Source organism: Pseudoalteromonas sp. PAB 2.2, assembly GCF_001938575.1.
GTDB lineage: Bacteria > Pseudomonadota > Gammaproteobacteria > Enterobacterales > Alteromonadaceae > Pseudoalteromonas > Pseudoalteromonas lipolytica.
On the sequence record NZ_LYPI01000007.1, the window covers coordinates 710,867 to 723,509 of the forward strand.

General features: G+C 42.8%; 15 protein-coding genes. 12 read left to right on the forward strand and 3 right to left on the reverse strand.

Annotation, left to right across the window (positions count from 1 at the left end):
• Positions 1-313: 313 nt before the first annotated feature.
• The 10 genes from BWD47_RS20185 (at position 314) to BWD47_RS03600 (ending at position 7,466) form a co-directional block, all read left to right on the forward strand.
• Positions 314-1,003, forward strand: a complete 690-nt coding sequence (locus BWD47_RS20185; RefSeq protein WP_199524833.1) for a TenA family transcriptional regulator — start codon at positions 314-316, stop codon at positions 1,001-1,003.
• Complete coding sequence (locus BWD47_RS03560) at positions 1,000-1,776, forward strand: SDR family oxidoreductase (protein WP_065979227.1); 777 nt, start codon at positions 1,000-1,002, stop codon at positions 1,774-1,776. The genes BWD47_RS20185 and BWD47_RS03560 overlap by 4 nt, the downstream gene beginning before the upstream one ends.
• Before the next feature lie 20 nt (positions 1,777-1,796).
• On the forward strand, positions 1,797-2,444 hold the full coding sequence (locus BWD47_RS03565; protein WP_036972546.1) for a hypothetical protein: 648 nt from the start codon (positions 1,797-1,799) through the stop codon (positions 2,442-2,444).
• A gap of 3 nt (positions 2,445-2,447) precedes the next feature.
• The gene (locus BWD47_RS03570; protein WP_036972544.1) at positions 2,448-3,107 is read left to right on the forward strand and encodes a response regulator transcription factor; all 660 of its coding nucleotides are present in this window, start codon (positions 2,448-2,450) and stop codon (positions 3,105-3,107) included.
• The gene (locus BWD47_RS03575; protein ID WP_075593384.1) at positions 3,107-4,417 is read left to right on the forward strand and encodes an ATP-binding protein; all 1,311 of its coding nucleotides are present in this window, start codon (positions 3,107-3,109) and stop codon (positions 4,415-4,417) included. Before BWD47_RS03570 ends, BWD47_RS03575 begins: the two co-directional genes overlap by 1 nt.
• A gap of 19 nt (positions 4,418-4,436) precedes the next feature.
• Positions 4,437-4,754: a cupredoxin domain-containing protein gene (locus tag BWD47_RS03580; RefSeq protein ID WP_118845288.1), complete on the forward strand. Its 318-nt coding sequence runs from the start codon at positions 4,437-4,439 to the stop codon at positions 4,752-4,754.
• On the forward strand, positions 4,741-5,487 hold the full coding sequence (locus tag BWD47_RS03585; RefSeq protein ID WP_075593385.1) for an iron transporter: 747 nt from the start codon (positions 4,741-4,743) through the stop codon (positions 5,485-5,487). The genes BWD47_RS03580 and BWD47_RS03585 overlap by 14 nt, the downstream gene beginning before the upstream one ends.
• Entirely contained in the window at positions 5,475-6,179 is a 705-nt protein-coding gene (locus BWD47_RS03590; protein ID WP_036972537.1) for a hypothetical protein, read from the forward strand. The genes BWD47_RS03585 and BWD47_RS03590 overlap by 13 nt, the downstream gene beginning before the upstream one ends.
• A gap of 202 nt (positions 6,180-6,381) precedes the next feature.
• Positions 6,382-6,591 carry a cold-shock protein gene (locus BWD47_RS03595; protein WP_036972536.1) on the forward strand — a complete coding sequence of 70 codons (210 nt, stop codon included), beginning with the start codon at positions 6,382-6,384 and terminating at the stop codon, positions 6,589-6,591.
• A gap of 194 nt (positions 6,592-6,785) precedes the next feature.
• The gene (locus BWD47_RS03600; protein WP_256719194.1) at positions 6,786-7,466 is read left to right on the forward strand and encodes an ABC transporter substrate-binding protein; all 681 of its coding nucleotides are present in this window, start codon (positions 6,786-6,788) and stop codon (positions 7,464-7,466) included.
• Here BWD47_RS03600 and BWD47_RS03605 read toward each other — a convergent pair.
• From BWD47_RS03605 to udk, 3 genes are all read right to left on the reverse strand, one after another.
• Entirely contained in the window at positions 7,463-8,194 is a 732-nt protein-coding gene (locus BWD47_RS03605; RefSeq protein WP_075593387.1) for an ABC transporter substrate-binding protein, read from the reverse strand. The two genes, BWD47_RS03600 and BWD47_RS03605, sit on opposite strands and share 4 nt — an antisense overlap.
• 158 nt (positions 8,195-8,352) lie before the next feature.
• Entirely contained in the window at positions 8,353-9,576 is a 1,224-nt protein-coding gene (locus BWD47_RS03610) for a NupC/NupG family nucleoside CNT transporter (protein ID WP_075593388.1), read from the reverse strand.
• Between the two features lie 18 nt (positions 9,577-9,594).
• Positions 9,595-10,224, reverse strand: a complete 630-nt coding sequence (udk, locus tag BWD47_RS03615; protein WP_036972527.1) for a uridine kinase — start codon at positions 10,222-10,224, stop codon at positions 9,595-9,597.
• A 191-nt stretch (positions 10,225-10,415) separates the two neighbouring features.
• Between udk and BWD47_RS03620 the strand changes: the two genes are divergently transcribed.
• Together BWD47_RS03620 and deoD are read left to right on the forward strand one after the other, a co-directional pair.
• Positions 10,416-11,645: a phosphopentomutase gene (locus BWD47_RS03620; RefSeq protein ID WP_036972526.1), complete on the forward strand. Its 1,230-nt coding sequence runs from the start codon at positions 10,416-10,418 to the stop codon at positions 11,643-11,645.
• Complete coding sequence (gene deoD / locus BWD47_RS03625; protein ID WP_036972525.1) at positions 11,645-12,346, forward strand: purine-nucleoside phosphorylase; 702 nt, start codon at positions 11,645-11,647, stop codon at positions 12,344-12,346. The genes BWD47_RS03620 and deoD overlap by 1 nt, the downstream gene beginning before the upstream one ends.
• Positions 12,347-12,643: the final 297 nt, after the last annotated feature.

Sequence of the window (12,643 nt, forward strand, 5' to 3'; positions counted from 1 at the left end):
CGCTGAGTGGCCTGAGTCGTTATTACTTAGTCACAGTCATGTACAGCAAGCGGTCGTTGTTGGTGAAGGCTACGCGTTTTTATCGGCGCTAATATTTGCCAACCCAGCAATGACTGATGATGAACTTGCCGCGCATGTTGCTGCCCAAAACGCGCAGCTGCCTGAGTACGCACACATCCTAAAATGGCACCGTTTGGCAGAGCCAATGAGCCACACACAAGGTTTATTAACGAGCAATAATCGCCCTAAGCGCGAGGTGATTAACTCATTTTTTGCTAGCGAGATTTCAGCATTCTATCAAGAGGCGACGAACATGAGTCAATTTTTCAATACATTACAAGCCGAAACACAAAAAGAGCGTGATTACCTATTAGCAGCACCAATCATTGGTCGTGTGTTTAAAGGTGAGGTAAACCTTGCAGAATATGCGTCGTTTTTATCGCAAGCGTATCATCATGTTAAGCACACCGTACCGCTTTTAATGGCGCTGGGTGCAAAGCTAAGCGATAAACAAGAGTGGCTACGTGAAGCCGTTGCAGAATACATCGAAGAAGAGTTGGGCCATCAAGAGTGGGTGTTAAACGATATTGCTGCCTGCGGTTTTGATAAAGAGCGGGTACGCAATTCGCGTCCGCAGTTTTCAACAGAGCTGATGGTGTCATACGCGTACGATTTAATAAATCGTGGTAATCCAGTGGCATTTTTTGGCATGGTGCATGTGCTCGAAGGCACTTCAATTGCCTTGGCAGATAACGCAGCAGGGCAAATTCGTGACGTCATTGGTTTACCTAAAAAGGCGTTTACTTACCTTACGTCACACGGTGCACTTGATATTGAACATGTGAAGTTCTTCGAAAGTTTAATGAATCAAATCGATAACGAAGACGATCAACACGCCATTATCCACGCTGCTAAATGCTTTTATAAACTTTACGGCAATATTTTCCGTGATCTTGATACCGAGCCTTTCTTTCGTGAGTCAGATTTGGAGCAAAGCGCATGAGTAGCCCCGTTTGTGTACTAACCGGTGCAACGGGGGGCATTGGTCGTGCTATTGCGCTTCGTCTTGCAAAAGAAGGCTGGCGTGTGGTGTTGGTAGGGCGCAACATTAAGCAACTTGCTGCACTGCAATTAGAATGTGGCAACGACGCTGAATATTTTCAGGCCGACTTAAATAACAGTGAATCACGCGATGAGCTCGCTAAATTTGCGAAGCAAATAGGGGGGGCAAGTTTACTTATAAACAATGCGGGTGTGAACGTTATGCAAGGCTTTAGTGAAATGAGTGAGCAGCAAATAGATCATCTATTGAATATTAATCTCACTGTACCGATTAAATTATGCCAGCTGTTTTTGCCCCAAATTACTCGCAATAAAGGCACCATAGTCAACATAGGTTCGTCGTTTGGAAGTATCGGGTATCCGTATCAAACGGTGTACTGTGCCAGTAAATTTGGCCTGCGAGGTATGACAGAAGCACTTGCTAGAGAGCTGAGCCACAGCGAGGTTAAGGTGTTGTATTTAGCACCTCGTGCAACCGACACCGCCATTAACTCGCCACAAGTACGCGCCATGAACAAAGAACTTGGTAACACGATGGATCCGCCAGAAAAAGTAGCTGATGCATTGGTTGAGTTAATTAAATCAAAAAAACGTCGCCGCTTTATCGGCTTCCCTGAAACATTATTTGCCCGTATTAACGGTGCATTTCCATCACTAGTTGATAACGCAATTGCAAAACAACTTCCTAAAATAAAAAGTTTTTTTGCGAACTAAATTGATTAAGGTGAACGATTATGACTAAACTAAATTTAAAAGCCCTGATGATGTTAGGCGTTATTATGGCAGCCCCAGCAAAAGCCGACTTTAATAGTGATTTAAGCTCGGTGCAAAAGCAGTGGGCAGTGGTTAATTACGAATTAGTTGATGATGCACAGTTAAATGCGTTTGAAAAGTTGGCCAGTGAAACGGCTGAATTTACAAAAGCAAATGACGCACAAGCGGCAAGCCATATTTGGTATGGTATTGTGTTATCGAGCTATGCAGGTGCAAAAGGCGGGCTAGGGGCGTTAGGTCTGGCTAAAGATGCTAAGGCGCAATTTGAAAAAGCGCTCAAACTTGACCCAAATGCACTTGATGGCTCAGCATACACAAGCCTAGCAACCTTATACGGAAAAGTACCCGGTTGGCCCATCGGTTTTGGTGACGATGATGAAGCGAAAAAACTATTTAAACAGGCGCTTGAGCTAAATCCTCGTGGCATCGACAGCAACTATTTATATGCCGCGTTTTTATATGATGAGCATAAATACAAATCAGCAAAAGAATTTTTACTGGTTGCTCAGCAAGCGCCTGCGCGCCCTGATAGAGTAAAAGCAGATCTTTATCGCCAACAAGAAATCACGCAATTATTGGCGAAGGTCGAGAAAAAATTAAAGAGATAACTCATGCATTTATTGCTCGTTGAAGACGACCATTTAGTCGCAGAAGGCCTGTGTCGCTCTTTACGTCAACAAGGTTATAGTGTTGAACACAGTGCGACCGTTAAGTCTGCGATGCAATGGTTGCAAAGCGATGAAATTGAACTGGTAGTTCTTGATTTAGGGCTACCAGATGGTGATGGCATCGATATTCTAAAGCACATAAAAAAGAATCGTAAACAGCTTCCTGTGGTGATTTTAACAGCCCGTGGCAGCATTGATGATAAAGTGATGGGGCTTGATTTAGGTGCTGATGATTATTTGGCTAAACCGTTTGATCCAGCCGAGTTATTTGCTCGCCTTAGAGTGGCAAGCCGGCGTTTAACGCAAGCGCAAACGAGTATACTGCAAGTGGGCGACGTCGAAATGGATACCGCAGCTTTTACCGTGAGTTATCAAGGCGAGCCTGTCAATTTACCTCGCAAAGAGTTTATGTTGCTTAAAGCCTTGTTAGAAAACCAAGGTCGGGTGCAGTCCAAACAGCAGTTAGAAAGTAAACTCTACGAATGGGGTGAAGAAGTAGGTTCAAACACCATCGAAGTGCACATTCATCATTTGCGTAAAAAATTCCCTAAGGAATTTATTAAAACCTTGCGTGGTATCGGCTATGTGGTGGGTAAACGCTAGTGTCAATTCGTAAGCGACTCACCTTATTAATACTCTCAATGGTGATTTTGACCTGCTTTTTGGCTTTCACCAAAGGTTACCGCGAAAGTATGAATCAGGCTGAAGCATTACTCGATAATGAGTTGGTGACGCTTGCACATGTGCTGATTGAACAACCGCTAAGCAAAGAAACACCCTCATATAGCACTGATTTGCCCCAGCTGTTGTTTCAGGTTTGGGTTGATGACAAAGTGGTCTCAAGTTCAACGTCATTGCACAATAACCCTATTAATCAAAGCCAATGGCAGCCAGGTTTTAGTGTCGAAAACTTAGCGGGGCAACGGGTCAAGGTTTACCGTTTAAGCGAAGCTAATAAGCGGGTATTAATTGCAGAGCCGTTAAGTAAGCGCGTAGCGCTCACCGAAACCGTTATTCTGTCAGCAATGACCCCATTGCTGTGGAGTGTGCCCATTTTGGCTGTTCTAATCAGTGTCTTTGTAAAACAAGGGCTTGCACCGCTAACACGTCTTTCTAATCAGCTTCAGCATCGCCAAGCAAATGACTTTACCGCAATACCATGGCAAACCCCAGAGCAAGAAATTAAACCCGTTATTAACCGCTTAAACGACTTGTTTAAGCGTGTTGAGAGTGCCTATTTACGGGAGCGTTTTTTTGCTTCAGATGCTGCCCATGAACTGCGAACTCCACTCAGCAGTTTAAAAATCAATGTACATAATTTACTTGCCCAAGGGGGTGATAATATTGAACTTGATGCGATGGAAAAAGGGCTCGATAAACTCAGTAACATTGTTGAGCAAATGTTGATTTTAGGGCGAACTTACCCCGAGCAATGGCAGGCGCAATTTAGCCCCATTTCAGTGCTAGAAATTAGCCAGCAAGTGGTGTCGCAACTTTATGACCGCATTGATGAAAAAGAGCACACAATTAGCATAGAAGGAGATGATTTTATCATCGACGGAGACGAATTTACGCTCGTCACTTTATTTGGCAACTTACTCAGTAACGCCATAAAATACACCCCCGCTCAGGGAGAACTGAGCATTACCCTGAAAACCGACAATAGTCGGTATATCTGGCAAATTGATGATTCAGGCCCCGGTATTGATGAAGCCCAAAAACAGCGTATTTTTAACCGTTTTTATCGGGTGGGCGGCGATAAACACCCATCAGGAGAGCAAGGGGCAGGACTTGGTATGGCGATTGTTGAACACATTGTATCGATTTATAACGCTGATATTGCGCTTGCCGATAGCCACTTAGGTGGCTTATGTGTGAGCGTGTCCTTTATAAAAGGAGACAGGAGTGAATAAATGGATTTTTGCGTTCACAATGATGTTGTGTCTGCCTTCTTGGCTCGCTTATGGCAAAGAGTACACACTCATATTAAAAGATCATTTATTTTATCCCGCCGAAATTAAAGTGCCGGCAAACAAAAAACTACGTTTATTGATCGACAATCAAGATAACACCCCAGAAGAGTTCGATAGTTTTGATCTAAACCGCGAAAAAGTACTTTACCCAGGCCGCACAAGCGTTATTTATATTGGCCCGCTAAGCCCCGGACGCTACGACTTTTTTGGTGAATTTTCGCCTAATACTGCACGCGGCACCGTGATTGCGACGGAGGATAAAAATGCTGATAACTAGTTTATTAATGAGCATAAATCAGTTGTTGCCAGTGGTAATTTTAGCCGTTTTATTAAGTTTGATTGTGCCCCTTAGCCAACGACAAGTACTGATACACAGCATGGTAGGTATTGCGGTTAGTTTACTGTTTGTTCAAGGTGCGGCGTGGGTCAGTCAGCTGTTTCAGCACCGAGGTTTAGAGTTTATTCAAATGCTACTGTGTGTGGTGATATTTGTTGCCGCGTTACTAAGCTGTCGGCACAGTAAAGTGGCAGCAGCAGTGGCATTAGTAGCGACTATGGCGTTGTATTTAAGTCATTACATGATTTATTTGGTGAGCTTTTGGCACAGTAAAGACGCGGCCGAACCACTACTATTAGGGACCTTTTTAGGAGTCGGTATTTGCATTAGCTTTGGCGTGCTGTTGTTTTTTTTACTCGAGAGCATTGTCAGGCGTGCAGGATGCCAGTCATTAATTGTGTTGTTGGCATTAAATGCGACGGCGAAATTACTCATATTGCTTGATTTAGCGAGTCAAATCGACGTACTCGATATAACATCAAACTATTTAGACTGGCGCGGGTTTGTGGTTGAAAACTCCGAGCTGGGTCGGGTGTTAAAAGCGTTGCTAGGCTACGAAGCAACGCCCAGTAAAACGGCGCTATGGGTTTATGCAATTGCCACAATTGTATTTTTAGTCCTCGCCCGTGTTTTAAACGTTAAACACACTAAGGAGCCTGTATGCGGTTCTTAATTATTAGCTTTAGTTGCTTGTTATTGGCAAGTATGGCACATGTTGCGCACGCCGATGGCATGGTGGTTGATAAAGTATATCACCCCTATGTTATGCCGTTTGAGCGTGAGGTTGAATGGCGGCTCGTTTCAAGGCAAACCGACCAAGGCAACGTACTTGCTCAGCGTGCAGGTTTTGGCGGAGCCATTAACGATACCATGAGCCTTGAGGGGTATATGGTTGGCGAAAGAGACGATAATGGCGATTTCGGTTTAGCGTCTTATGAGGTTGAACTGCGCTGGCAGCTTGTTGAGCAAGGGCGGTTATGGGCTGACTGGGGCGCCTTATTCGAGCTTGAAAAACAACATACAATTGATGCTTACGAGGCCACGACAGGCTTTTTATGGGAAAAAGAATTTGGTCGTACAAGCTTAACCATGAATGCGTTTTTAGTGTACGAGTGGGGCGCAGACATAGAAAGTGAATGGGAAACCGAGTTCCGCTTACAATACCGTTATCGTTATCGCGCTGAGTTTCAGCCATCGATAGAGGTGTATTCGGGTGAAGACTTTTTTGGTGTAGGACCTGGTTTTATCGGCTTGCACCGCTTTAGCCCTAAACACCAGCTTAAATGGGAAGCCGGCTTTATAAGTGAATTAAGTCAATCGGGTAAAGACCATAGCTTTCGTTTAGCGCTTGAATTTGAATTTTAATTGTCGATAGTGTTTGACTTATCGCTTTAACTCTATATAGTGGGCGTCAGCTAGAAAGAAAGCGTGTAATTAATAAATCTTTATTTCGTTGTTGTATAAGTAATACTTGTAGTACCGTCCTGAAGTTTTTAAGTACCATCTCATTTTTTGCTACACCCGCCCACATGGGCATTTTTAATTTTTTAATATCAGGAATAATACTATGTCTAACATCGTATCAGGTACAGTTAAGTGGTTTAACGAGTCTAAAGGTTTTGGTTTCATCGAGCAAGAAAATGGCCCAGACGTGTTTGCACACTTCAGCGCTATCAAAAGCGACGGTTTCAAAACTTTAGCTGAAGGCCAACGTGTAGAGTTCACTCTTTCACAAGGTCAAAAAGGTCCTCAAGCGGATAACATCACTCCGTTATAATTTTTACTGAAAAGTAAAAGTTAAAAAGAAGCAAGCTACGGCTTGCTTTTTTAATGCCTAAAAATTGACTGGCATGATGAATATTTCTATATTTAATGCAGTAATTTTATCTGAGTGCATTAGCTATTTTAAAATATTTAATATTAGTATGCCTATGTTTTGCCCCTGTCGCGTTAGCAAAACAAACGCTCACGATCTACACTGAGCAGTTTCCGCCGTATAACTTTTCTAATAAAGGGCACTTACAAGGCATTAATCTCGAGTTTGTAAGTGCAATGTGCGTTGATGCAGGCATTGAGTGTCGCTTCGAACTGTTACCTTGGGCAAGATCCTACCATTTAGCACAGCAGCATCCTATGTCTGGGCTTATATCAGCTGCGCGCATTAGCGAGCGTGAAGCATTGTTTAAGTGGGTTGGGCCATTGGCATCATCGCGCAATTACTTTTATCGCTTAAAATCGAATGCCCATGTTAATCCCCGTGACTTATCAGAAGTGAAAGACTACACCTTATGTGTTGTACGAGATGGCATTTACGAAAAATTTGTCGAAAGTATTGGCTTCGAAAATAATAAAAACTTACTCAAATTCGGCCATCATTATGAGTGCATCAACCTATTTTTCAAAAATAAACTCGACTTGATAATTGGCTCTGAGTTGTCATTTCATTACCAGCTTACGCAATATGGTTATGTTGGAAAAGAAGTGGTAAAACTTATTGAGTTGCCAATAAATGAAACAGTGGGTAACTTTTTGGCGCTTAACAAAAACATGCCTCAAGAGTTTGTTGAGCGTTTGCAAGCGAGCTACAACAAGTTAAGTCGCCAAGGGCTACTTGATAAATATATTGCTAAGTACGCCCCACCCAATAATTAATGTTGCTTGTTAAGCATCATTATTTCTTTATACCGTTGCGTTTTTGATACTTCATTGAATGCGGCTTTTAAGGCCATTATGTAGCGTGGATTGGTGTGTTTATTGGCAGCTAAATAGCCATTCATGCTTAAAAAATCGATGGCATGAACAAAGGTAAAACGTGACTCATCCTGTGCCAGTTGATCGGCCATCGCAGTAAGATAGTTTTTATCATCGATAATTAAATCAACTTTACCCGAAATTAATAACTGATACGACTTTGTAATATCCGTCGTATAGACCAGAATATAGCCACGCTCGGTCAATTGCTTCGCAGCAAGATCATCACGTTGTACCGCTATTTTATAGCGTTTTGCTTGTTCGTTTGAGCTGATTTTAATGTCTTTACGGGAGGTCAGTTTAACAAACCCCATATGGTACGTCGCTACTTCACCAATCCATTCAAATTGATTTAATCGCTCAGGCGTTTTTGCAATGCTGTAAATAAAGGTATTAGGTTTTTTTTGCGCCATATTAAAGGCACGTGCCCAAGGGTAAAGTTCAATATTTGCTTGCAAGTCAGCTTTGTCAAAAATAGCTTTCACTAACTCAGTGCTTACGCCCGTAACCTGATTATTGATGAGCGATTGATTAGGAGGAGAGAGCTCAGTCACGACCGTGAGTGATGGTGCGGCGAATACAGACCAACTCATACATAAGAATAAAGATATAAGTAGAGAAGATTTCATTTATGTACTTAAAAAGACTTAGTAAATAAATATTAGCACATAAAAACGATAAAAGGGCCTTTCGGCCCTTGGTGAAGTATCGTTCAAGTCAGATAGACCTTTAACCCCTTAAAGTCCTATCCTATTGTTTTGCAACTACGGCTCATCTCATTAAGTTTCTAAGCTAGCGAGAGGAAAAAACCTGCAATTGCTGCGCTCATTAGGTTAGCCATAGATCCTGCTAACACTGCTCTGAGCCCTAAGCGTGCGATATCCTTTCGCCGACCAGGCGCCATACCGCCTAATCCACCTAGTAAAATTGCTATCGATGATAAGTTAGCAAACCCACATAACGCGAATGTGACAATCGCTTGTGTGTGCGCACTTAACGTATCGCGATAATTTATAAAGTCGAGGTAAGCAACGAATTCGTTAACTACAACCTTTTGACCTATAAAACTGCCTGCGATTACGGCTTCGCTCCACGGTACACCTAATAACCAGGCAACTGGGGCAAATACATAACCTAAAATTTCTTGTAGCGTTAATGTTGGGTGATCAAACCAACCACCAATACCGCCTAATAAACCATTTAGAAGTGCAATAAGCGCCACAAAAGCAAGTAACATTGCACCCACATTGAGCGCTAAATGCATCCCGTTTGCGGCACCTGACGCCGCAGCATCGATGACATTAACGGGCTTTTCTTCTTGCACGTCTAAATCGGCTAAATCTTCTTTAGGGGTCTCAGTCTCTGGCACAATCATTTTTGCCATTAAGAAACCACCCGGTGCAGCCATAAAGCTGGCCGCAATTAAGTATTTGAGCTCTACACCAATTGTCACATAACCCGCCATAACAGAACCTGCTACGGTTGCTAGGCCACCCACCATTACTGCAAACAGCTCTGACTTAGTCATACTGGCAATAAACGGTTTAACAATTAGTGGTGCCTCTGTTTGGCCAACGAAAATATTGGCGGTTGCAGAAAGCGATTCTGGACGCGAGGTTTTCAATAGTTTTTGTAAACCACCGCCAAGAATTTTAATTATCCAATCCATCACCCCTATGTGGTACAACACAGCGACCAGCGCTGAGAAGAACACAATAACGGGCAATACTTGAATCGCAAAAATAAACCCTAAGGTATCTTGCGATGCGAGTGAGCCAAATAAAAAGCTGATCCCGTCATTTGCATAGCCAATGACTGAAGAAACGGCTTTAGACATACTTGCCAGTACGTTTTTACCCACTTCAAAGAACAAGACAAAGCCACCAATTAATACTTGTAGCAAGAAGGCAATGCCGACTGTTCTTAAATTTATTGCTTTACGGTTTGTTGATGCCGCAAATGCAATGGCTAGTAGCACAACAATGCCTACTAAGCTCATAAATGTTGTCATACTGACTGTTTCCCGTTGTTATTGTTGCAGTAAATATTTTATTTTACTTTTAATTATATCAATCGCAACGCGATTCATACCGCCGCGTGTGACCACTAAATCAGCCTTGTGCTTTGATGGCTCAATAAACTGATAAAACATAGGTCGCACTGTCGCTTGATATTGTTCAACAACGGACTGTAATGTTCTGCCACGCTGCTCCATATCTCGTTGCATACGGCGCATAAGGCAGATATCTAACGGTGTATCAATGAACACCTTAATATCAAATTCTTTTCGAAGTGCCGGATCACTCAATAATAAAATACCTTCGACTATGAGCACTTTTGCAGGTGCAACACGACGTGTTTCATCACTGCGTGTATGCATTGCATAATCGTAAGTAGGTACTTCTACAGAGTTACCAGCGCGTAATTGAAGCAAGTGCTCATGTAAAAGTTCATGCTCGAAAGCATCAGGATGGTCGTAATTAGTTTGCGTTCGATGGTCGAACGGTAAATGCGACTGGTCCTTGTAATAAGCATCTTCTTCGATCACTGCGATCGCGCCCGGTTCAAGCTCACTGACTAATTCGTTATAAATTGTCTTGCTAAAAAGAGACTTGCCCGACGCAGATGCGCCAGCAATAGCTATAATTGTTCGTGTCACTAAAGTTCTCGCCCACACAGAAGGAAACATTGTTAGGTAGATCACAATAGCAAAAAAGACACGATTAATCTCTTTTGCTTCGCTTAAGGACGCAAATTTATAATGTTTCCGTTTAATGAAACAGGACTTATGTCCTGTACCAAAAATTCAAAGAGCATATAAAGTATTCACACATTGATAACGAGGTACCCATGGCAAGAGCAATCATCTTAATGGCAGATAGCCTAGGAATTGGCGCAGCACCTGACGCAGAGAAGTTTGGTGATGTAGGCGCGAATACCTTTGCTCATCTATTGAAAGCCTATGCAGACGAAACGGGTGAGCATTTAGCGTTGCCTAATTTAACGCGTTTAGGGTTAGCCGATGCATGTGAAGCTGCTGGTAAAGAGCCTTGTTTAGTCAGTGACCGTCAAGCGCCAACAGGTGCGTGGGGTTATGCTAAAGAGTTATCAAGCGGTAAAGATACACCGTCTGGCCATTGGGAAATGGCGGGCGTTCCTGTGTTATTTGATTGGGGTTATTTCCCTAATACACAGCCGTGTTTTCCGCAAGAATTTGTTGACGAGCTAATTGCTCGTTCTGGTATCCCTGGCATTTTAGGTAACTGTTATGCCTCAGGAACCACCATTTTAGAACAACTGGGTGAAGAGCATATGAAAACCGGCATGCCGATTTGCTACACCTCAGTTGATAGCGTGTTTCAAATAGCCGCGCACGAAGAATCATTTGGACTGGAGAAACTTTATCAGGTTTGCGAAATCGCACGGGCGCTGCTTGATGAAATGAACATAGGAAGAGTGATTGCGCGGCCATTTTTGGGTTCTAACCGCGATGATTTTGCCCGCACAGGTAATCGTCGTGATTATTCAGTGTTACCACCGTCGCCAACCTTGCTTGATAAATTATCGCAAGACGGCGGTGAAGTGATCAGTATTGGTAAAATTGCCGATATCTATGCACACCAAGGCATTACCCAAAAACACAAAGCGCCGGGCCTGATGAACCTACTTGAGAAAACCTCAGAAGTGATAGCATCGGCTCCGGACCATAGTTTGATTTTTACAAACTTAGTTGATTTTGATGAAAAGTACGGTCATCGCCGTAATGCAGTGGGTTATGCCACAGCGTTAAAAGAGTTTGATGATTACTTACCGACTATTTTAAATCAGCTACAGAGTGATGATGTACTTATCATTACCGCTGATCACGGTTGTGATCCAACCGCAGCGGGTACTGATCACACACGTGAATATGTGCCAGTACTTGCCTACCAACCGGGAATGACAAACACCCCGCTTGGTGAAAGAGCTAGCTTTGCAGACATAGGTCAAACCCTTGCCCAGTGGTTTAATCTGCCTGCACTTGAATACGGTGATGGCTTTAAAGATGAGCTATTAGCGAACAAAAAAGGAAACCAATAATGAGTACTCCTCATATCAGTGCCAATGTAGGCGAATTTGCAGAAACGGTATTAATGCCGGGTGATCCACTGCGCGCACAGTACATTGCTGAAAACTTTTTAGATGACGCAAAACAAGTAACAGGCGTTCGTAATATGTATGGCTTTACCGGTACCTACAAAGGTAAGCCAGTGAGTATTATGGGTTCTGGGATGGGTATTCCATCGATGTCAATTTATGCCCGTGAATTGATTGTTAGTTATGGCGTTAAAAATCTAATTCGAATTGGTACCTGTGGCGGTATTGGTAGCGATATTAAAATTCGCGACGTTATCTTTGCACAAGGTGCAAGCACTGACTCAAACGTAAATCGTGCACGTGTGCGTGGTTACGATTTTGCCGCTATTGCTGATTTTGGTTTACTACTTAATGGCGTAAACGCTGCGAAAGAGCTAGGTATCGAAGCAAAAGTAGGTAATGTATTCACAACAGATACATTCTACCAAGCAGATAACACATTCTATCAAGAGCTCGACAAACTAGGCGTACTCGCCGTTGATATGGAAACAGCAGGCATGTACGGCGTAGCAGCCGAGTATGGCGCAAAAGCTATGGCACTATTTACCGTAAGTGATCACGTGATCACCGGAGAAGCAACGCCGAGTGAAGAGCGTCAAAGCACCTTTAACGAAATGGTTAAAATTGCTTTAGAATCAATTTAATTACATTAAAAAAGTTCCTTGGTAACGTATTCACTGAAATTTGGAGACACGCCCAAAGTGAAGTGAGACTAACCTCAAAGCCGCATTTATGCGGCTTTTTTTATGCGTGTGTAATGTATTAATTTAAAAGGGATAGCCAGCAAATAATCAACAAAAACTAGTCAACTTCGAAACGGTCGTAGCGAGTTTGCCTAGCCTATTAACGTGTATTATCTTTTTCGTATCGCGTATTTTAAAACTTCTTACTATGCCCATTGACACCACTACCAATCCTTGCCACCTTTAATAAAGGAACAT